Source organism: Roseateles sp. 22389, from assembly GCF_052044995.1.
GTDB lineage: Bacteria > Pseudomonadota > Gammaproteobacteria > Burkholderiales > Burkholderiaceae_C > Roseateles.
In genome coordinates, this window is the sequence record NZ_JBQEOF010000005.1 from 127,506 (window position 1) to 148,104 (window position 20,599).

Genomic DNA, 20,599 nt, shown 5'->3' on the forward strand with positions numbered 1-20,599 from the left:
GCGCAGAGCGTCCGCGCTGGCGCGGCGCCCGTGGACGCTCAGCCCTTGCGGGCCAGCGGCAGCAGGAAGTTGGCCACGGCGATGCAGCGCTGGCCCAGTTCTTCCTCGCTGACGCGCAGGCCGAAACCGGCCATCGCCGGCGAGGTCAGGAAGCGCCCGCCGATCGCGACAGTGGGCACGCCGTCGATGTTGTACTGGTCCTGCAGCTTCGTCGCCTGCTGCACGCGGGTCTGCACGGTGAAGGAGTTGTAGGTCTCCTTGAACTTGGCCGGGTCCACGCCCAGCGGCGCCAGGAACTTGGCCATCGCGTCCACGTCGGTCAGGCTCTGGCCGCCGCGATGGATGGCGTTGAAGATGGCCGGGCGCACCTGCGCCTCCTTGCCCATCGCCTCCAGCGTCACGAACATCTGCTGGTGGATCTTCACGTTCGCGCGGAAGGCCACGTGGACCTTGCGGTAGACGACATCGGCGGGCAGCTGCTTGGCCCAGGCCTCGATCGTCGGTTCGAAGACGTAGCAGTGCGGGCAGCCGTACCAGAAGAACTCGATCACCTCGATCTTGCCGGGCGTCGAGCCGGGCACCGGCTTGGCCAGGCGCTGGTACTGGCGGCCTTCGATCGGGCCGCCCTGCGCCTGGGCGGGCGCGCCGCTCAGCAGCAGGCCACCGCCCGCGGCGGTCGACAGGACCGTGAGGGTGTTGAATTCGCGACGCTTCATCTTCGATTCCTTGGTAGTTCCGCGGCGACCGGCAGCGCGGCGGCCGGCCATCCTAGAAAGTCAAACTTAGGGTGGCATTAACCACCGCCGGCGGCTCAGCGCTGGATCGCGACGAGGTTGGCCTCGACGCCGGCCCCTTCGAGCTTCTTCTGCTGCGCTTCGGCCTCGTCGCGGGTGTCGAACGGTCCCAGGCGCACGCGGAAGACGGTGCGGCCCGCCTGTTCGCGTTCCATCACCTTGGCCGAGAACCCCTGGATGGCCAGCTTGGCGCGCTGCTGCTCGGCGTCCTCCATGCGGGTGTAGGCGCCGGCCTGGACGAAGAAGCTGCCGCGCGACCCGTCGGCGCGGGCGCCGTCGGCCGTGCGCGTCTCGGCGGGACGCTGCTCGGGCCTGGCGGCCGGCGTGGGCGTCGTCTGGGCCTGCGGCTGCGCGGCGGGCGCGCGCTCGGCGGGACGGCCCTCGACGGCCGGCGCGGCCGTCGGACCGGCGGTGACCTGCGGCGCCTGCGCGGGCGGCGGCACGACCGCCGGCGTCACCACGCCCGAAGCGGCCTTCGCGCCGGCGCGGCCGGCCAGCGGCGCATTCGGATCCCAGTTGCGGTTGCGTTCGGCTTCCTGGGCGTCCTGCTCCGCGGTGCGTTGCGGCAGCTTGTTGACGAACGGCACCGGCGCCTTCGTCACGTACAGGGCCACGCCCAGCGCGATCCCAAGCCCCAGCAGCAGGCCCACGATCAGGCCCATGGCGAATCCGCCACGCTGCTTTTCTTTGCTCATTGCTGCTCCTGCGAGTCACGTTCCATCGCGTCCGGGGCCGACACCCCCAGCACCGCCAGCGCGTTGCGCATCACCTGCCGCGTCGCGGCCAGCAGCGCCAGGCGCGCGCGCGTCAGGGCCGGGTCGTCGCCCAGCACGCGTTCGGCGCCATAGTAGCTGTGCAGCGCGCCGGCCAGGTCGCGCAAGTAGAACGCCACGTCGTGCGGGGCCAGGTCTTGTGCCGCCGAGGCCAGCATGCGCGGGTAGTCCGCCAGCTTGAGCATCAGCGCGTACTCGGTCGGCGCGGTCAGCAGCGAGAGGTCGGCGCCGGCGAGCGAGGCCGCGTCGTGGCCCTGCTCCACGCCCTTGCGCAGCACCGAGCAGATCCGCGCATGCGCGTACTGCACGTAGAACACCGGGTTCTCGTCATTGGCCTTGAGCGCGAGGTCGACGTCGAAGACGAACTCGGTGTCGGCCTTGCGGCTGATGAGGAAGAAGCGCACCGCGTCGCGGCTGGTCCATTCGATCAGGTCGCGCAGCGTGACGTAGCTGCCGGCGCGCTTGGAGATCTTGACCTCCTCGCCGCCCTTCATGACCGTGACCATCTTGTGCAGCACGTAGTCCGGGAAGCCCTCGGGGATGCCCACGCCGGTGGCCTGCAGGCCGCCGCGCACCCGGGCGATCGTGCCGTGGTGGTCGGTGCCCTGGATGTTGATGCACTTGGAGAAACCACGCTTGAACTTGTTCACGTGGTAGGCGACGTCCGGCACGAAGTAGGTGTAGGTGCCATCGGACTTGCGCATCACGCGGTCCTTGTCGTCGCCGTACTCGGTGGAGCGCAGCCACAGCGCGCCGCCCTCCTCGTAGGTCTTGCCGTTGGCGATCATGCGCGCGACCGCATCCTCGACCTGGCCGCCGGTGTACAGCGAGGACTCGAGGAAGTAGTTGTCGAAGCGCAGACCGAAGGCCTGCAGGTCCAGGTCCTGCTCGTGGCGCAGGAACGCGACGGCGAACTGGCGGATCGAATCGAGGTCCTCGGCATCGCCCGACGCGGTGAACTCGCGATCGTCGGCCTTCACCGTCTCCTTGCGCAGGAAGGCGTCGGCGATGTCCTGGATGTAGTCGCCGTTGTAGAAGTTCTTGCTCTCGGGATTCTCGGGATCGGTCGGCCAGACCGGATCGCCTGGCTTGACCCCCTGGGCGCGCAGCTGCGTGCTGCGTGCGAGGGTGCCGATCTGCACGCCCGCGTCGTTGTAATAGAACTCGCGACTGACGTTCCAGCCCTGGGTCGCGAACAGCTGGCACAGCGAATCGCCCAGCGCCGCCTGGCGGGCATGGCCGACGTGCAGCGGCCCGGTCGGGTTGGCGGAGACGAACTCGACCAGCGCCGAGGTGTCGCGCCGGGGCTGGTGCCCGAAGCGCTCGGCCGCGGCGAAGACTTCGCTCACCACGGCCTGCTTGGCCACGGGCTTGAGGCGGATGTTGATGAAGCCCGGGCCGGCGATCTCCAGCGCGTCGACCCAGCGCTCGAAGGCCGGTTGCGCCTGCAGCTGGGCGATCAGCGTCGTCGCCAGTTCGCGCGGGTTCTTCTTCAGCGCCTTGGACAGCTGCATCGCGGCCGTGCAGGCGAAATCGCCATGGGAGGCTTGCTTGGGGGTCTCGAATGCGGCCACCGGCGCGGCGGCGACGAGGCCGGCGTCGACGGCCTCCTGGCTCAGGCCCTGGAGCACGGTGCCGAGGGCGGCGAGCAATTCCTGCTTGGCTTGGATCATGGCGCCGCATTTTAGGGGACCTCCCCCGTAAGAGGCCGCACGCCCCCTTGCCGGCGCCCTCCTCGTGGGGCAGGATGCCCCTCCGATGAGCGCCCCCGTCGATCCACGCCCCGCCAGCTTCACCGATTCGACGCTCGGCGGTCTGGCCGACCTGCCGGAGCAGATCGGCAAGTACCGCGTGCTGCGCCGGCTGGGCGAGGGCGCGACCAGCGATGTCTTCCTGGCGATGGACGACTTCAAGGGCCAGGAAGTCGCGATCAAGCGCATGCGCGCCTGGTCCGGCGGCGGCCCGGCCGAGGAGGACACGCTCAGCATCCGCTTCTTCGCCGCCGAGGCCGCGCTGGCCGGCCGGCTCCAGCATCCGAACGTGGTGCAGATCCTGGACGCGGTGCAGGACGGCGACCTGCCCTACCTCGTCATGGAGTACGTCCATGGCGTGACGCTCAAGCACTTCTGCCGCAACGACCGGCTGCTGCCGCTGGACCAGATCGTCGAGCTCGGCTTCAAGTGCGCGATGGCGCTGTCCTACGTGTTCCGCCAGGGCGTGGTCCACCGCGACATCAAGCCCGCCAACCTGCTGGCGGTGCTCGACAGCCAGGGCCAGGTGACCGACGTGAAGGTCAGCGACTTCGGCAGCGCGCTCAACCTCAATGCCGACATGACGCAGGTGCACCGGGTCGGCTCGCTGGCCTACATGCCGCCGGAGCAGATCGAGGGTGGCGACGTGGGCGCGCAGGCGGACATCTATTCGCTGGGCGCGGTGCTGTACCACATGGTCTGCGGCCGCCCGCCCTTCGACGCGCCCAACCAGATGGCGCTGATGCATCAGATCTACCACCAGGCGCCCCAGCCGCTGCTGGGCCAGCGCGGAGGCGTGACGCCGGAGCTGGACGCGGTCATCCAGAAGGCGCTGGCCAAGCATCCGCACGAACGCCATGCCGACTGGGAGTCCTTCGGCCAGGCGCTGTCGGAGCTGGTGGCGCGGCAGCTGGTGCCGCTGGCGCGCCTCAACGAGGTCAAGGACTCGGAGCGCTTCAACCTCCTGCGCGACCTGGAGTTCTTCGCCGGCTTCGGCGACGTCGAGCTGTGGGAAGTGGTGCGACGCGCGCGCTGGCGGCGTTATCCGCTGGACCATCTGCTGTTCAAGAAGGGCCAGGAGGGCAACACCTTCCACATCATCACGCAGGGCGAGGTGGAGGTCTGGCGCGACGGCGCGCTGGTCGCGACGCTGGGCACCGGCACCTCGGTGGGCGAGATGGCCTACCTCGCGCCAAATCCCGACCTGCGGCGCCACAGCACCGACATCCGGGTGACCCAACTTTGTACAACCGTGTCCTTCACGCCGGATTCGCTGGGACAGCTCAGCCCCGAGTGCCAGCACCGGTTCGACCGCGCATTCATCCAGGTCCTGGTCAGGCGACTCCATCTCGCGCATGAGGCGCTGGCATCTCCGCGCCGAATCATGTGAGTCAGGCGCCGACCGGTTCTTCCAGGCCGGGCTCGCATCCGCGTCAACCGACCCGAGTCAGCGCGGCTCTTGACCGGCATCAACCGCTATTGAGGGCCGCTCGCCGGTGTGCTCCACTGCCCCCAGGTCCTTCCCCAACCCCCTGTAGCCCCGTAGGAGAGAGTGATGAAACGCCTGACCCCGACCTCGCTGTTCGCCGGCGCGCTGCTGGCGCTAGCCGCCCTGGGCGCGCACGCCGCGGACGATGCCAAGAAGCCGCCATCCGAGAAGCAGCTCAAGCAGCAGCAGCTGATGAAGTCCTGCAACGCCGACGCCAAGGACAAGACTGGCGACGAACGCAAGGCCTTCATGAGCAGCTGCCTCAAGGGCGAAACCGCGCCGGCCAAGACCGCCCAGCAAACCAAGATGACGACCTGCAACGCCGAGGCCAAGGGCAAGACCGGCGACGAGCGCAAGACATTCATGAAGGAATGCCTCTCGGCCAAGTGACGCAGCGCCGCATCGGGCGCTCCGCGTTGTTGCAAATCCTCGCCATAGCGCCGCTATGGCTGCGGTTTGCGCCTAGCGGAGCATCCCGATGCGGCGTCGCGTCACTCGGCCGATTTCGCAGTTCACTTGGCCGCTTGCGGTGCGTTCATTCGGCCGATTTCAGCGGTTCTCTCGGGCGGTTGCGGTGCGTTCACTTGGTCAGCACGCCGCGCGCGAGCATCACCGCCGCGATCGGAATCAGCATCAGCAAGTGGGCCTGGATCATGACCAGGCGTCGCGTGGCGCGCACCTCGGTGTCGCTCGGCAGACCACCACCGCCGTCCAAGGCCTTGAGCCAGCGGCGGTAGGTCAAGGTCGGCTTGATGGAGATCAGGCCGATCACCACGAAGAGCCCGAACTTGAGGTGCAGCAGCGGCTGGCCCCAGTACCAGCCCAGCCCCTTCATGCCCCACCATGTCCGCGCGAAGCCCGTCAGCAGCACCGCAACCGCGGTCATGCCGTAGATCATGTCCAGCCGCGACAGCCGCCGCACCACCGCCGCGTTCATCCATTCGGTACGGCACAGCGCCGCCTGGCTCGACAGGAATACGACCAGGCTGAGGATCGCCAGGATGTGCAGGCCGGCGAGCAGGGCTTCGAGCGTCATGAGGTCTCCCAGGTGGCGGCACGCGTCCAGTAGTCGACGCTGCCGTAGTGTTCCTTCAGGAAGTCTATCCAGAGCCTCACCCGCAGCGGCAGGTGCTTGCGCTGGGGCAGCACGGCAAAGATGCCGTTCGGCGGCGCCGCGAAATCGTCCAGCACGCTGACCAGTTCACCGGCGCGCAAGGCCGCGGCCACCTCCCAGGTGCTGCGCCACGCCAGCCCGAGGCCTTGCCGACACCAGTCGTGCAACACCTGGCCGTCGCTGCAATCGAGCCGGCCGCTCGGCCGAAGATGCTGCACCTGCCCGTCCACCCGGAAGGCCCAGCCGCGCGTCTGGCTGGCATCGGAACTCAAGGTCAGGCACTCGTGCCGCATCAACTCGGACGGATGCCGCGGCGTGCCGGCACGCCGCAGGTAGGACGGCGCGGCCACGCACAGCCGTCGGTTGTCGGCCAGCCGCGTGCTGATCAGGCTGGAATCGCTGAGGTCGCCCACGCGGACGGCGCAGTCGAAACCCTCGTTGACGATGTCGACCACCCGGTCGCTGAGGTTCAGCGAGACGCTGACCTCTGGATGCCGCGCAAGAAAGGCCGGGACCAGCGGCGCGACGTGACGACGGCCAAAACCCGCCGGCGCGGTGATGCGCAGATGACCGCTGGCCTTCACGCCGCCAGCGCTGACGCTGGCTTCGGCGCTGGCGAACTCGACCAGCAGGCGCTGGCAGTCCTCCAGGAAGGCGATGCCCTCATGCGTCAGCGTCAGCTTGCGGGTCGTGCGCAGCAGCAGCTTCACGCCCAGCCGCGCCTCCAGCGCGTCGAGGCGGCGGCCCATCACCGCGGGTGCCACGCCCTCGGCCTGCGCCGCGGCCGTCAGGCTGCCCTTGGTCGCGACCAGCACGAAGGACTCGATCTGTTTGAGGCGGTCCATGGCCGGCGATTGTTGGGCCGTTGCACCGCCCCAAGCAATGAATGCTGACCCGATGCGTTGTTATTTGTGCAAAAAAGTCAGGGATCTCCGACCGGCGTCGACATGAATCGGTGCCGTGCCGCAGCCTACAGTCGGTGCGTTCCGATGGGGGACGACCGCGCGCCGGCCCGTGTCTTGCCCCCGCCTTCCGGTCGCCATTCCTTCGCATCTTGGGAGCCGCCATGAGCGCACGCAGCCAACACCACCGCCTCCAGGTCGACACCGCCCTGGCCCTTTTCATCGAGACCGAGGCGCTGCCCGGCACCGGTATCGAGCCCGCCGCGTTCTGGCAGGGCTTCGATGCGCTGGCCCATGACCTGGCGCCGAAGAACGCCGCCCTGTTGGCGGAGCGCGATCGGCTGCAGTCCGAGCTGGACGGCTGGCATCGCGCCCACCCCGGTCCGATCCGCGACATGGCGGCGTATCAGGCCTTCCTCCAGCAGATCGGCTACTTGGCGCCGCTGCCCGCCGATCCGAAGGCGACGACCGCCGACGTGGACGCGGAACTGGCGATCCAGGCCGGCCCGCAGCTGGTGGTCCCCATCCTGAACGCGCGTTACGCGCTGAACGCGGCCAACGCGCGCTGGGGCTCGCTGTACGACGCGCTCTACGGGACCGACGTCATTCCCGAAACCGACGGCGCCGAACGCGCCGGCGGCTACAACCCGGCCCGCGGCGCCAAGGTCATTGCCTTCGCGCGCCAGGTGCTGGACCAGGCCGCGCCGCTCGCGGGCGCCTCGCACGCCGACGCCACCGGCTATCGCGTCCATGGCGGCGCGCTCGCCGTCGCGCTGAAGGACGGTCGCGACGTCGGCCTGGCGGACGCGTCGCAGTTCGTCGGCTACCTGGGCGACGCCGCGTCGCCGACAGCGATCCTGCTGCGCCATCACGGCCTGCACATCGAAGTGCAGATCGATCGCGCCTCGCCGATCGGCAAGACCGACGCGGCCGGCGTGTCCGACCTGCTGATGGAGTCGGCGCTGTCGACCATCCTCGACCTGGAGGACTCGATCGCCGCCGTCGATGCCGAGGACAAGCTGCTCGCCTACCGCAACTGGCTGGGCATCCTGCGGGGCTCGCTGACCGAGGAAGTCAGCAAGGGCGGCCGCAGTTTCGTGCGCCGCCTCAACCCGGACCGCGTCTACAAGGCGGCGGACGCTGGCCAGGACGTCGTGCTGCCGGGACGTTCGCTGCTGTTCGTGCGCAATGTCGGCCACCTGATGACCAATCCGGCCATCCTGCTGGACGGCGGGCGCGAGATCCCGGAAGGGATCATGGACGCCGTCATCACGACGCTGATCGCGTTGCATGACTTGAAGCAGCTGTCGGGCTCGGGCCTGCGCAACTCGCGCCGCGGCTCGATCTACATCGTCAAGCCCAAGATGCATGGACCGGCCGAGGTCGGCTTCGCCAACGAGCTGTTCGGCCGCGTCGAGCAGTTGCTGGGCCTGCCGGCATCGACGGTGAAGCTGGGCATCATGGACGAGGAGCGCCGCACCAGCGTCAACCTCGCCGCCTGCATCGCCGCGGCGCCGAGCCGTGTCGCCTTCATCAACACCGGCTTCCTCGACCGCACCGGCGACGAGATGCACACCGCGATGCTGGCCGGTCCGATGCTGCGCAAGGGCGACATGAAGACCAGCGCCTGGATCCAGGCCTACGAGCGCAACAACGTGCTGGTGGGCCTGAGCGCCGGCTTGCGTGGGCGCGCGCAGATCGGCAAGGGCATGTGGGCGATGCCCGACCTGATGGCCGCAATGCTCGAGCAGAAGATCGCGCACCCGAAGGCCGGCGCCAACACCGCCTGGGTGCCGAGCCCGACCGCCGCCACGCTGCACGCGCTGCATTACCACCAGGTCAGCGTGGCGCAGGTGCAGCAGCAGATCGAGGCGGAAGCCGCCGGCGTCGACCGCGCCGAACTGCTGCAGCGCCTGCTCACCATCCCGGTGACGGACGCGCCGAATTGGTCCGAGGCCGAGAAGCAGCAGGAGCTGGACAACAACATCCAGGGCATCCTGGGCTACGTGGTGCGCTGGATCGACCAGGGGGTCGGCTGCTCCAAGGTGCCGGACATCAACGGTGTCGGTTTGATGGAAGACCGCGCCACGCTGCGCATCTCCAGCCAGCACGTGGCGAACTGGCTTTATCACGGCGTCGTCACGGAACAACAAGTTCGGGCGACATTCGAACGGATGGCGGCCGTGGTGGATGCGCAGAACGCCGCGGACCCGCTGTACGAGCCGATGGCCGGCCGTCCGCAGAGCATGGCGTACCAGGCGGCACTGGATCTGGTGTTCCAGGGACGGGAACAGCCCAGCGGGTACACGGAACCGCTGCTGCATGCGTGGCGGCAGCGGCGCAAGGCGGGAACGCGCGACTGACGACATAACACCGACCCAATCGTCGACTAATGCCGCGAAACGCGGTCAACGTGCGTCGTACGATAAAGTTTTTAAGCGGCCCGCGGGCCGCTTTTGCATTTTGGGTTATCGATTTCAGCAGTGAAGGGTCGCCCTGGTCCCGTGCTTTCCACCTCATTGCGATTTAGGAAAGTACTCCGCCCAAGCCACTTCAAAGCTTCAACCGTGGAAAACCCTTAGGGGCGCGACCCGGGGGTGCCTCATGTCGGGAGAAATTTAAAGTTTCTTTACCGACGCGCAGTGTTGGCCGACCACGAGTTGCCTTCACTGGAATCACTTTTGTCAATTTTGTTTCGAAGATGACCCCGAAGCCTCAACTCCGTCATGTGAGCCTCGCCGCCGCATTGCTGGCCGCCGCGATTGGCGCCGCCCATGCCCAGGAAGCCCAGCAACTCGAACGTATCGAGATTACTGGCTCCAGCATCAAACGAGTCGCTAACGAGGGCGCCCTGCCGGTGCAACTGATCACGCAGGAGGAGATCAAGGCCTCCGGTGCCAACAACGTCGCCGACCTCATCCAGCGCATCCCTGCAATGGGCGGCAACCTGACGGTAGGCGATGTCTCGATTGGATCGAACTCTGGCGGGATCGCCACGGCGTCCATCCACGGCGTCGGCGAGAGCTACACGCTGGTGCTGTTGAACGGCCGCCGCATCGCCCCCACGGGGTCGGGCAGCCGCATCAACCTGAACTCGATCCCGATGAGCGCCATCGAGCGCATCGAAGTGCTGACCGACGGCGCCTCCGCGTTGTACGGCTCCGACGCGATCGCCGGCGTCGTGAACTTCGTGCTGAAGAAGAACGTCCAGGGCGGCAACCTCACCGCCAACTACAGCAATCCCGCCGGCGCAGGCGGCACCGCCTACAACATCAGCGCCACCTATGGCCTGGGCGACCTGCAGCGCGACGGCTTCAACGTGGTTGCCACGTATCGCCGCGACGAGCAGAAGCAGATGAAGTCTGGCGATCGCAAGTTCTCCAGCACCGCCTATCTGCCGTTCTCCTTCAACGGCAAGAACTACGCGTACGACCGTACCAGCACCTCTGCCGACCCGGCGAACGCCGCCGTCGTGTTCAAGAGACTGGACGGCGAAACCACGACCTTGCCCGCTTACTCGTTCAACCCGTACCGCATGGCCAACAACGGCCAGTGCGCGCCGAACAACGTGTACAGCCTGGGAAATACGATCCCCGCCAACTCAAACGCCAAGGCGGGCACGGCGCAGTGCGCATTCGACTTCGTCAGCACCATCGACGTGTATCCCGAGTCGACTCGCGACTCGCTGTTCGTCACTGGCGAACTGAAGATCAACGACAAGGTCAAGCTGTTCTCCGACGCGGCATACAGCCGCCTGGACCTGACCGCCCGCATCGCGCCGAATCCGGTGCCGATCGCCATCGCGGCCAACTCGCCCTTGTTCACCAAGTACGTCGCTCCGTACCTGACGCCCACTCAACTGGCCCACGTCGACACCGTCACAGCGAACTACCGCGCAACTGACTTCGGCACTCGCAACTCGCAGACCATCACCGACGCCAAGCATTTCGTGGTCGGCGCGGACGCCGAGGTGGGTGCCTGGAGCGTCACCGGCGCGCTGACCTGGTCGCAGAATGCGCTCGACGAGAAGTACGTCGGTGGCTACTTCAAGGCCAAGGAGTTCGGCGACATCCTGGCCAACGGTGCCCTCGATCCGTTCGTGCCGTCCGGCAACCAGAGCGCCAGCACGCAGCAGCTGATCAAGGACTCCATCTACCACGGCACGATTCGCGAAGCATCGACGACGCTCAAGGGTGCCGACATGCGCGCTTCCGGCGAGATCTTCCAGTTGCCTGCCGGCCCGGTGCAGCTAGGTGTCGGCGCGGACTTCCGCAACTACCACTACAAGCAGACGCCGTCAGCCGACGCGGTCGCTGGTGTGATCTACAACTTCGCAGCCAACCCGCGCTATGACATGGAGCGTGACAACGTCGGCGCCTTTGCCGAGTTCGTTATCCCGGTCATCAAGAACCTCGAACTGACGGCCGCGCTGCGCTACGACAGCATCAGCAAGATCAAGGACGCCATCAACAAGCGCGACTTCGGCAAGACCGAATCGGCCACGACCTACAAGCTGTCGGCCAGCTACAAACCGACCAAGACGGTGGTGTTGCGCGGCTCGTATGGCACCGGCTTCAAGGCTCCGGACATGCTGGACATTGCCCAGCCGCTTGTGACCAATGGAGTGACTGCATCGCAGTACGACTGCCCGTTCCCCGGTGACGGTAGCGGCGCCGCGCCCTGCAAGCCGGGCAAGGCGCAGTACACGCAGTTGTCGGGCGGCAACGAGAACCTGAAGCCCGAGAAGTCCAAGCAAGCCACCCTGGGCATCCGGTTCGACCCGACGCGCAACTTCGGCGCCAGCCTGGACTATTGGCAGATCGACCTGCGCGACGCCGTGAGTGCGGTGTCCGCCAACCAGGCGTTTGCCGATCCGCAGCAGTACAGCAGCCTGTTCACGACATACAAGCTCCCGGCCGAGACCAACGCGTACTACGCCTTCATGTCGATGTCGACCAACATCGGCAAGTCGAAGTATCGCGGGCTGGACTGGCAGCTGGATGGCCGCCTGAACATCGAGGGCCTGGGCCGCCTGACCACCACGGTCAATGGCACCTACATGATTGAGGCCCAGTACACGAAGCCCGGCACGGCCAACGACTTCACCGACAGCCTCGGCAAGTACGGCGTGGATGCGCAGGTCATCTTCCGCAACACGGCACAGGCCCGCTTCGCGCTGGAGACCGGCAACGCCACCAACGCGCTGACGGTGAAATACCGCTCGGGCTACACCGACATCCTTCAGACGGTGCGAGACCTGCAGACCGGCCAGAACGTGAAGATCCAGCTGAACGTGCCGAACTACATCACGTTCGATTACCAGGGCACGTACCGCTACAACAAGGCGCTGGAGTTCCGTCTGGGCATCCAGAACCTGACCAACGAGACGCCGCCGTTCACGCTGCGCGATTCGTCCGGCCACCAAGTCGGCTATGACCCGCGCTATGCGAGCCCGCTGGGCCGCACCGTCTACGTGACGGGTAGCTACAACTTCTGATGTGATTCCGTCAGGGCCGCGCCTCTCGCTCCCTGACTGCACCATCGCCCGTCCGGTTTGCCGGGCGGGCGCCTTTTTTTGGGTTGTCCAACGCCGCCCCGCGCCCATTAAAAAGGCGCCCCGGAGGGCGCCGTCGAAAAAAGCTCAGGAGTAGGTTCAGGCCAAGTTCTTAGCCAGGAACCTCTCCACGCGGGTCCAGAAGTCGACGTTGTTGGCCTCGCGGCGCCAGCCATGAGCTTCGTCGGGATAGACGACCCATTCGACGTTCTTGTTGTGCCCTTTGAGAGCGTCGCGCATCTTCTCCCCGTTGATCAGCGGCACACGCACGTCCAACGCACCGTAGCCCATCAGCACGGGCTGCTTGATCTCGGCGGCTCGCTGCAGCGGTGACGTCTGCTTGAACTGCTCCGCATCCTTCTCCGGATCGCCGATCAGCCGTCGGCGACCAGTGTCGGGTCCGCCGTAGCGGTTGAAGTCAGTCCAGGTGACCGTGAACATGAAGTTCGGATCCGTCACCCCTACCCAATTAATCCCGCAGCGGAAGAGTTCCGGCTCCTTGGCCAAGCCCATCATCGTCAAATAGCCACCGTAGCTGGCGCCAGCGATGCAAACACGCTTGGGGTCGACCTTGCCCTGTTGGATCAACAGCCTGACGCCGTCGGTGACGTCGTCCTGCATCGCAAGACCCCACTGCTTCCAACCTGCGCGGAACAACTTGTCGCCAAATCCAGTGGATGCGCGCGGCGCGGGCATGAAGACCGCGTAGCCGCGCGACGCGAGGAACTGCACGACCGGATCCCAGTGCATATGGATCGGGCGCACCCAGGGGCCGCCGTAATGCAACACGATCAGCGGCGGCTTTCCATCACCCGCGGGCATCGTCAGTTGCGCCGGGATCTGCATGCCGTCGCGAGCGGCATAGCGAAAGAAAGTCGTTGGACGCATCTCCGGAACCTTCACCCAAGGCCGCGTGGCGCCCAGGCCCTGGAACTTGTCCTGCTTGACTTGGTAAAGGTAGTAGCGGCCCGGATCCCGATCAGAAGACGAACTGATCAACACCACGCGGTCATCCCCCGCCCCCCCCACTTGGATGGCATTGACGGTTTCTGGCAGAGCCTTGTCCACAGTCGCCTGCAGCGCCGCGCGCTCTTCATCGATCCAATAAGTCCCTGGCTCGATCGCCTCGTAGGAGATGCCTAGCAGCTTGCCTTCGCTGCGATCCCAGAGCAGGTCGATGTCGTCCGCGTCGAAGCCCTTGACCGCAAATACCGGCGTTGGATCGAGCTTTCGTGTCTTGGGATCAAAGGCGTAGAGCCCGCTGGTGTCGTTGCCGTTGTTGGCCACGACGTAGATCCGGCCGTCCGGCGCGATCGACTGCGGCTTGATGGCCTCGGCGGTGTCGTCGTCCCGATAGCTGTAGATCGCCGTCCAGGGGGCGTCTTCGGCGGCGCGGAAATGGACCGTGAAGGTCTCGTCGGTGTAGCTGACGCAGCAGCGCGGCACGCCCTTGCTGTCGATCAGCCACTGCTGGGCATTACCCGGACCTCCGACCGTCATCGGCGAGAAGCGGCCGGTGCGCGTGTTGACCCGGTACATCGTCGAGGACGACTTCCCCTTGGCTTGGTAGGAGTACGCCACCACGCGGATGTCGTCGGTCAGCTCGCCGTTTTCCACGACCCGGGAATGTACCGTCGAGCCGACGGGTAGCAGTTTGCCGCCTTCCGTCATGAAGGCGCGCTCAGCCAGAGTGACGAAACCGCTGGCATCGGCGTCGATCGCGAACAGCCCGGTGGCACCAAGCTGGTCCGCGCCGCGCTGGCGGTCGGAAATGCTGAAAAAGAGCCGAGTGTTGTTCACCCAGCCCAGACGGCCGACGTCGCCGTCGGTGAAGTCCGTGATGATCTTGACCTTGCGGGTTGCCACGTCGACGACGACGATGTTGGCGCGGCCTTTGGCCGTGATGCGGGTTCCGGCAACGAGTCGACCGTCCGGCGACAGTCGGGCGCCACTCAGCACTGGATTGCGAAAGAAGTCCTCGACCTTCATCGAGGACGCCGGCGCCTGGGCCGAGACGGCGCCCGGCAGGCCGGCCAGCGGCGCCAGCGTGACCGCCGTCACCAGGGCGCGGCGCCGGGTATTAGGTTGCATGCTTTTCATGGATCGATGAATTTGAAACGGAAAAGGGCACCGTCGCCGGTGCCCTTCGAGTGTCGGGTACGGATACCTCGGATCAGCGGAAGGTGTACTTCGCGCCCAGTTGGAAGTAACGGCCGCGGTTCGTGTACAGCTCCGCGAAGCCCATCTGCGTGTAGGTGTTGCTCAGCGCATTGGTCAAGCTCAGCGGAGGCATACGGTCGAAGATGTTCTTGACCGTGAAGCTCAGCTCCAGGCTCTTCACGCCGGAGTACACCACCTGCACGTCACCTTCCTCGTGATTACCCACCTTGCGGGTGTTCTGAGCGATCGGGAACGGACGGTCGGTATCCCAGAAGCCACCCACGGTGCGCCACTGCAGGTTGGCCGCCCAAGGCCCCATTTCGCTCTGGATGATGAAGTTGTTGCGGAAGCGCGGCGTCGCGTAGGTGCCCGAGTACTCCGCCCAGTCATCACCCGCCGAGTCGCGAGTCTTGTTGGTGAAGTAATAGGACAGGAGGTTGCGCAGCGTCACGTTGCCGACGGGCGTGGCGCCCAGGCGCCAGCGCGCATCCACGTCAACACCCGATGTCTGGCGCGCAGCGATGTTCTGCAGGTTGGTGAAGATGTTGAAGCGCGGGCCTTCCTTGTTGAACAGGCCTTGGTCGATCGCGGAGGCAATCGTCGGCGAGCTGATGTCGTTCGTCTTTTCGATCTTCCACCAGTCGATGCTGGCGTTGAAGTCCTTGGACAGCTCGAAGACAGCGCCGATGTTGAAGGTCTTGCCCTTCTCAGGCTGCAGGTTGGGGTTGGCCCCGTTTACCTGGAAGGCGTTCACCAGGCAGCTCTCCTCGCCGGTGGCCGGGTCGACGTTGACCGTCACGCCGAGCTTGCGGCACGACTCCGGATCGGTGATCGTCGTTGCGCCCTGTTCCTGCGCGCCATACAGCTGCTTCAACACCGGGGCGCGGAAGCTTCGAGTGAACGAGCCACGGAAGGCCAGCTGAGGAGACACGGTCCACTTCACGCCAAGTCGCGGGCTGGTGGCGTCGGCATTGGGGTACTTGTCATAGCGGACTGCGGCCTGCGCTTCGAGCGACTTGAAGACCGGGATCACCAGCTCGGTGTAGACAGCCTTGTAGGTACGGCTGGCGTCGACGGCAGCCTGGGCGATGCCGCCGACAACCTTGCCTGCTTGCTGCAGCGCGTCAGGCTCGTCGGACAGTTTCTCGTGGTTCAGGTTCACGCCCAGTGCGAACTGCAGTGGGCCGGCCGGCAGCGGGTACAGCTCGCCCGCGATTTGGGCATTGAAGGTCTCGAGGGTCGATTTGCCGACGCGCCGCGGGTTGACCTTCAGGCTTTCAACGAACGCAGGATCGTTGGTGGTGATCGTCGGATTCAGCAGGCCGCCACCGGTCGCATCCGCCCACAGGTCCGCGTCATAGTAGTTGTGATCCTGGTTGGTGACCTTGCTCTCGCCGCGAGACAGCGCGACCTTCCAGTCGTACTTGCGCCAGGTGCCTTCCAGACCCGTCGCCACGTTCAGGAAGTCGGACTTGCGATCGGTGATACGGGGTCCGCCCTGCATGAAGCGGCCGGCGATATACACCTTGCCGGTGCCATTGCCGTTCGCGTCCTTGATCTCATAGGGCTGCTGGTTCGCGTTGGTGATCGGAACGATGAAGTAGTCCGGCACCGGGTGTGCCTCGAAGTGGTCCTTCGAGGTCGAGAACGTCGCTTCCAGGAACGCGCGAGTGTCGTTGTTGATCTGCAGGTTGCCGATGGCCATCGCGCTGACGCGGTCCGCACCGTTATAGGCGGTCAGCAACGACTTGTTGAAGTCGTAACGGCAGATGTTGTTGGCACCAAGCGAATCGGCAGGGCAAGCCGTGTAGGGCACGCCGACAAGCGCGCCGGTGTCCGGATTGATCACGTTGCCGTAGGGCGAGAACGAGCTACGCGCGTCGGACGAGCCGAAGCGACGGAAGTCCACCGAGCTCGACAGCGAGCGATCGGCACGCAGGATCGGGTCGCGCTTGAGGATATCCAGGCCGAACAGCACGTTGTAGCGGTCGCTGCCCAGGTCACCGAAGCCGGCCGACAGGCCGGCACGCTTCTCCGCGCCGTCACCACGGCTGGAGCGGCCATAGCTGCCGCTCAGCTCGATGCCCTGGTAGTCGGTCTTGGTAATGAAGTTGATGACACCCGCGACCGCGTCAGCGCCGTACAGCGCGGAGCCGCCGTCCTTCAGGATCTGGACCTGCTCGATGGCGCCGATAGGCAACGAGTTGATGTCGAACGCAGCGCCCGCGCCCGACGAGTCGTAGAGCGCGTTGACTGGCAGGCGGCGCCCATTCAACAGAATCAAGACTTGGCTTGTGCTCAGTCCGCGCATGCCGATGTTGGCAGTCCCGGAACCGGCTGGGGAGTTCGACGCCAGTTCGCCTTGGTCGAAGATGTCGATCGAAGGGATCGACCGCAACAGTTCGTTGACCGTGGTGGCTCCGGTGCGCTCAATCTGCTTGCGCGAAAGCACTTCCACCGGCGAAACGCCTTCGACGTTCGTGCGCTTGATCGCGGAACCGACAACTTCGACGCGTTCCAGTTGTTGCGCGGCTTGATTCTCGGCCTGTTGCGCTTGCGCGAGACCAGCGAGCCCGCTCAGGAGGAGCAGAGCGGCCGCAGAGAGAGTAGTACGTTGATGCATGTGTGCTTCCCGATGTGAGCTGTGGAACCTTTGCGATCCACTGCAGACAGCACGGCGGTTGGGTCCCCGGTTGGGAGCACTCGCCGAAAGCTGTTTGAGCCAGCAATTTTTTGGCAGTCCACCTTTTCGCCCGTCGGGGAACTCTCTAGGTCACAAGCGACTTGATGTCGATTTATGCGCGGCCTCGTTGACATGACCCATGCCGTAAGTCATTGACTTTCAAAGGCTTCTCCACCGCAAAGCTAAGTAGACCCCAGCGCACGTAAAGATAAATTGCTAGAAGTTCCATCTCAGCTCGTTGGAATCAGGCAACGAAATGTGGCCAAACGCTTCGGGTTCACCCGCAGCTGAACTGACTGCAACTTCGGTGTTGCGAACGACTCGCGTCGCGGTCCAGTACGGAACGTCTCACTGAAGCAACGGTTTTTATGCAAAGTGGCTAGGGTTTTCCTGCATTTATCGCCGTTGGTAAATGCCCCTCGCCCCACCCTATTACTAAGCGCACCCCAGCAACAAAAGTACATGGAGCCTTCTGCACACTGCCTAGAGCCAGGGATACCCCCTGGCCATTTTTTGTTACGCCGCTCTGACAAGGACCGGGTAACTCATCAGGAGTTGCAGAGATGTACAAGCTAAACGCGGTGAGCCTGGCAGTAGCCGCCACCATCGCGGCCGCGACCTTCCCGGCGCTGGCCCAAAGCGACAGTTCCACGCTGGAGAAGGTCGTGGTGACGGGCTCGGCGATCAAGCGCATCGACGCTGAAACCGCCGTGCCGGTCACCGTGGTCAAGATGGACGACCTCCGCAAGTCGGGCGTGACCTCGGTCGAACAGATCATGGCCAACCTGACCTCGGTCCAGTCGTCCACCAACACGGCTCAGTCCATCGGTTCCAGCAGCGGTGGCGCGAGCTTCGCCGACATGCGCGGCATCGGCGCGGACAAGACGCTGGTGCTGCTGAACGGCCAGCGCATCGCCAACAACGCGGTCGACGGCTCGGCGCCCGACCTGAACATGATCCCGTTCGCCGCCATCGAGCGCATCGAAGTCCTGCGCGACGGCGCCTCGTCGCTGTACGGCACGGACGCGATCGGCGGCGTGATCAACTTCATCACGAAGACCAGCTTCCAGGGCATCACCGTCACCGGCGGCTATGACTCCCCGCAACACGCTGGCGGCAAGACCCGCAGCGTGAACGCCGGCTTCGGCTACGGCGACCTGGAGTCGCAGGGCTTCAACGTCTTCGGCTTCGCCAGCTACAAGAAGACCGACAACATCAACGGCTCGCAGCGCGACTTCAACAAGCGCGTGGTCGGCGGCCTGTCGTACAGCACGGATCCGGCGAACTACACGCAGGACTTCGAGCATTACTACAACCCGACCCTGCCGGACTGCTCGGGCACCCAGGTCAAGAACGTCAACGGCGAGTGCCGCATCGTCACGCCGGCCTTCGTCGACTTCCAGCCCAAGACCGAGGTGTACTCGGGCATGCTCAAGGGCAGCCTGCTGGTCAACAAGGACCTGACGCTGGGCGCCGAAGTCTTCGCCACCCGCAGCAAGGTCACCACCCTGGTGGCGCCGGTCCCGTACGGTGGCTACTACATCAACCCGGGCACGCAGTACTACCCGGGCACCAACCCCAACATCAGCCCGACCTTCGACGACGGCAGCGCCGGCGCGCCGGCCTTCGCGCCGACCTCCGCCTTCCCCAACCCGGTGAGCGTGCAGCCGGGCTTCGTCTACGTGCTGTGGCGCGACTTCCCGAACGGCCTGCGCGAGCAGATGAACCAGAACGATCAGCAGCGCCTGCTGCTGACCGCCGACGGCGCGGCGCTGGGCTGGGACTACTCGGTCGCGACCTCGTACAACCGCAACAAGGTGCAGCAGTTCCTGACCGGCGGCTACGGCGACGGCGACATGATCGGCGAAGGCCTGCTGGAGGGGGTCATCAACCCGTTCGGCGAGCAGACCGCCGCCGGCACCAAGCTGCTTCAGGATGCCGCGCTGAACGGCCGACTGCAACATGCGACGGGCACGGTGTACAACGTCAACGCGCACGCCAGCCGTGAAGTGGGCGACTGGTTCAACGCCGGCCGCGCCGCGCAGCTGGCCCTCGGCGTCGAGTTCCGCCGCGAGAAGTTCTCGTCGGTCGCCGACTCCGAGTTCGCCTCCAAGGTGGAAGTCTCGACCGGCGTGGCGCCGGACTCGCGCGCCGAAGGCTCGCGCAGGGTCTACGCGCTGTACGGCGAACTGAACCTGCCCGTCTTCAAGAGCCTGGATATCACCGGCTCGCTGCGCTACGACAAGTACAGCGACTTCGGCAGCAGCACCAACCCCAAGCTGAGCTTCCGCTTCCAGCCGATGAAGGAGCTGCTGTTCCGCGGTTCCGCCTCGACGGGTTTCCGCGCCCCGACGCTGTATGAGCTGTACGGCAACCCGGCCTTCACCAACACCGCCGGCAACTACGCCAACCCGATCACCTGCCCGGACGGCGAGACCGGTTCACAGTGCTCGGCGCAGTTCCAGGTGCTGAACTCGGGCAACGCCAACCTGAAGCCTGAGAAGTCGCAGAGCCAGACCCTGGGTGTCGTGGTCCAGCCGGCCACCAACCTGAGCCTGGGCGTGGACTTCTGGTCAGTGCGTCTGAAGGACTCGATCGGCGCGATTCCGCAGTTCGCGCTGTTCAACAACTACGCCGCCTATCCGCAGCTGCAGCAGTACTTCCACCCCAACGCCAGCGGCCAGCTGTCGGTGATCAGCAACTGCCCGGGCGCGAACTGCGGCTACGTCGACCAGACGCTGCAGAACCTCGGCAAGGTGCGCACCAACGGCCTGGACTTCAGCGGCCAGTACCGCGCGAACACCGCGGTGGGCGCGTTCGACTTCTCGCTGAACAGCACCTACGTCAACAAGTACGAGTTCCAGGACTTCAAGAACGGCTACTGGGTCTCGGCGGTGGGTCAGTACGGCGAGTCGGGCCCGGTCTTCCGTTGGCAGCACAACTTCGCGACGAACTGGCATTACAACGACTTCGGCGGCGGCTTCGTCGTGCGCTACAAGTCGGGTTATGTCGACTTCGATCCGAAGGCCCATCCGCTCGTCCCGTCGTACACGACGACCGACGTCTACGGCACGTGGTCGCCGGTCAAGGCGCTGCAGCTGACCGTGGGCGTGCGCAACCTGTTCGACCGCGATCCGCCGTTCACCAACCAGACCGACCTGTTCCAGGCCGGCGGCTGGGATTCGCGCTACGCCGACGCGACGGGCCGCGCGTACTACATCCGCGCCACCTACAACTACTGATCGCCGGCGGCCGGGACGCTCGCGTCCCGGCATTCCGCACCAGTGGCACGAACGAGAGGGGAGACCCTCTCGTTTTTTTTCGTCCGGATTCCGGTTCGGGGTCCCGTTCGGGATTCGCCTTCCTCGCGTGTTCGCCT

Annotated in this window: 12 protein-coding genes; 5 read left to right on the top strand and 7 right to left on the bottom strand. The window is 65.6% G+C overall.

Translation table 11 applies throughout. The annotated features are described in order from the left end of the window. Nucleotides 1-38: 38 nt before the first annotated feature. The 3 genes from ACTJKJ_RS09055 to argS form a co-directional block, all read right to left on the bottom strand. The gene (locus tag ACTJKJ_RS09055; protein ID WP_175538413.1) at nt 39-716 is read right to left on the bottom strand and encodes a thiol:disulfide interchange protein DsbA/DsbL; all 678 of its coding nucleotides are present in this window, start codon (nt 714-716) and stop codon (nt 39-41) included. A 95-nt stretch (nt 717-811) separates the two neighbouring features. After that, a complete protein-coding gene (locus ACTJKJ_RS09060) occupies nt 812-1,489 on the bottom strand; it encodes an SPOR domain-containing protein (protein ID WP_440820228.1) in 678 nt (225 codons plus the stop codon). Beyond that, nucleotides 1,486-3,240: an arginine--tRNA ligase gene (argS, locus tag ACTJKJ_RS09065; protein WP_440820229.1), complete on the bottom strand. Its 1,755-nt coding sequence runs from the start codon at nt 3,238-3,240 to the stop codon at nt 1,486-1,488. Before argS ends, ACTJKJ_RS09060 begins: the two co-directional genes overlap by 4 nt. Nucleotides 3,241-3,325: 85 nt before the next feature. Between argS and ACTJKJ_RS09070 the strand changes: the two genes are divergently transcribed. Both ACTJKJ_RS09070 and ACTJKJ_RS09075 read left to right on the top strand, forming a co-directional pair. After that, nucleotides 3,326-4,708 carry a serine/threonine-protein kinase gene (locus ACTJKJ_RS09070; RefSeq protein WP_297380997.1) on the top strand — a complete coding sequence of 461 codons (1,383 nt, stop codon included), beginning with the start codon at nt 3,326-3,328 and terminating at the stop codon, nt 4,706-4,708. A 165-nt stretch (nt 4,709-4,873) separates the two neighbouring features. Continuing rightward, nucleotides 4,874-5,197 carry a PsiF family protein gene (locus tag ACTJKJ_RS09075; protein ID WP_440820230.1) on the top strand — a complete coding sequence of 108 codons (324 nt, stop codon included), beginning with the start codon at nt 4,874-4,876 and terminating at the stop codon, nt 5,195-5,197. Between the two features lie 190 nt (nt 5,198-5,387). On the opposite strand, the gene ACTJKJ_RS09080 is transcribed toward ACTJKJ_RS09075, so the two are convergent. Both ACTJKJ_RS09080 and ACTJKJ_RS09085 read right to left on the bottom strand, forming a co-directional pair. Further along, nucleotides 5,388-5,843, bottom strand: coding sequence for a DUF2214 family protein (locus ACTJKJ_RS09080; RefSeq protein ID WP_183483785.1), 456 nt, complete (start codon nt 5,841-5,843; stop codon nt 5,388-5,390). Beyond that, entirely contained in the window at nt 5,840-6,766 is a 927-nt protein-coding gene (locus ACTJKJ_RS09085) for a LysR family transcriptional regulator (protein ID WP_091730169.1), read from the bottom strand. Before ACTJKJ_RS09085 ends, ACTJKJ_RS09080 begins: the two co-directional genes overlap by 4 nt. A gap of 221 nt (nt 6,767-6,987) precedes the next feature. Between ACTJKJ_RS09085 and ACTJKJ_RS09090 the strand changes: the two genes are divergently transcribed. Both ACTJKJ_RS09090 and ACTJKJ_RS09095 read left to right on the top strand, forming a co-directional pair. Further along, nucleotides 6,988-9,186, top strand: a complete 2,199-nt coding sequence (locus ACTJKJ_RS09090) for a malate synthase G (protein WP_440820231.1) — start codon at nt 6,988-6,990, stop codon at nt 9,184-9,186. Between the two features lie 338 nt (nt 9,187-9,524). After that, entirely contained in the window at nt 9,525-12,320 is a 2,796-nt protein-coding gene (locus ACTJKJ_RS09095) for a TonB-dependent receptor (RefSeq protein ID WP_440820232.1), read from the top strand. 156 nt (nt 12,321-12,476) lie between these two features. On the opposite strand, the gene ACTJKJ_RS09100 is transcribed toward ACTJKJ_RS09095, so the two are convergent. After that, nucleotides 12,477-14,477: an alpha/beta hydrolase family protein gene (locus ACTJKJ_RS09100; RefSeq protein ID WP_440820233.1), complete on the bottom strand. Its 2,001-nt coding sequence runs from the start codon at nt 14,475-14,477 to the stop codon at nt 12,477-12,479. Nucleotides 14,478-14,550: 73 nt separating this feature from the next. Then, nucleotides 14,551-17,160: a TonB-dependent receptor gene (locus ACTJKJ_RS09105; RefSeq protein ID WP_147240650.1), complete on the bottom strand. Its 2,610-nt coding sequence runs from the start codon at nt 17,158-17,160 to the stop codon at nt 14,551-14,553. 623 nt (nt 17,161-17,783) lie between these two features. On the opposite strand from ACTJKJ_RS09105, the gene ACTJKJ_RS09110 reads away from it, so the two are divergent. Next, nucleotides 17,784-20,462, top strand: a complete 2,679-nt coding sequence (locus ACTJKJ_RS09110; protein WP_297380977.1) for a TonB-dependent receptor plug domain-containing protein — start codon at nt 17,784-17,786, stop codon at nt 20,460-20,462. The last annotated feature ends 137 nt before the right edge of the window (nt 20,463-20,599 follow it).

Excerpts from the sequence above, each read along its gene's own strand:
- argS (WP_440820229.1), bottom strand. The coding sequence starts at position 3,240 with ATGATCCAAGCCAAGCAGGAATTGCTCGCCGCCCTCGGCACCGTGCTC.
- ACTJKJ_RS09055 (WP_175538413.1), bottom strand. The coding sequence starts at position 716 with ATGAAGCGTCGCGAATTCAACACCCTCACGGTCCTGTCGACCGCCGCG.
- ACTJKJ_RS09100 (WP_440820233.1), bottom strand. The coding sequence starts at position 14,477 with ATGAAAAGCATGCAACCTAATACCCGGCGCCGCGCCCTGGTGACGGCG.
- ACTJKJ_RS09085 (WP_091730169.1), bottom strand. The coding sequence starts at position 6,766 with ATGGACCGCCTCAAACAGATCGAGTCCTTCGTGCTGGTCGCGACCAAG.
- ACTJKJ_RS09110 (WP_297380977.1), top strand. The coding sequence starts at position 17,784 with ATGTACAAGCTAAACGCGGTGAGCCTGGCAGTAGCCGCCACCATCGCG.
- ACTJKJ_RS09070 (WP_297380997.1), top strand. The coding sequence starts at position 3,326 with ATGAGCGCCCCCGTCGATCCACGCCCCGCCAGCTTCACCGATTCGACG.
- ACTJKJ_RS09075 (WP_440820230.1), top strand. The coding sequence starts at position 4,874 with ATGAAACGCCTGACCCCGACCTCGCTGTTCGCCGGCGCGCTGCTGGCG.
- ACTJKJ_RS09060 (WP_440820228.1), bottom strand. The coding sequence starts at position 1,489 with ATGAGCAAAGAAAAGCAGCGTGGCGGATTCGCCATGGGCCTGATCGTG.
- ACTJKJ_RS09095 (WP_440820232.1), top strand. The coding sequence starts at position 9,525 with ATGACCCCGAAGCCTCAACTCCGTCATGTGAGCCTCGCCGCCGCATTG.
- ACTJKJ_RS09080 (WP_183483785.1), bottom strand. The coding sequence starts at position 5,843 with ATGACGCTCGAAGCCCTGCTCGCCGGCCTGCACATCCTGGCGATCCTC.
- ACTJKJ_RS09105 (WP_147240650.1), bottom strand. The coding sequence starts at position 17,160 with ATGCATCAACGTACTACTCTCTCTGCGGCCGCTCTGCTCCTCCTGAGC.
- ACTJKJ_RS09090 (WP_440820231.1), top strand. The coding sequence starts at position 6,988 with ATGAGCGCACGCAGCCAACACCACCGCCTCCAGGTCGACACCGCCCTG.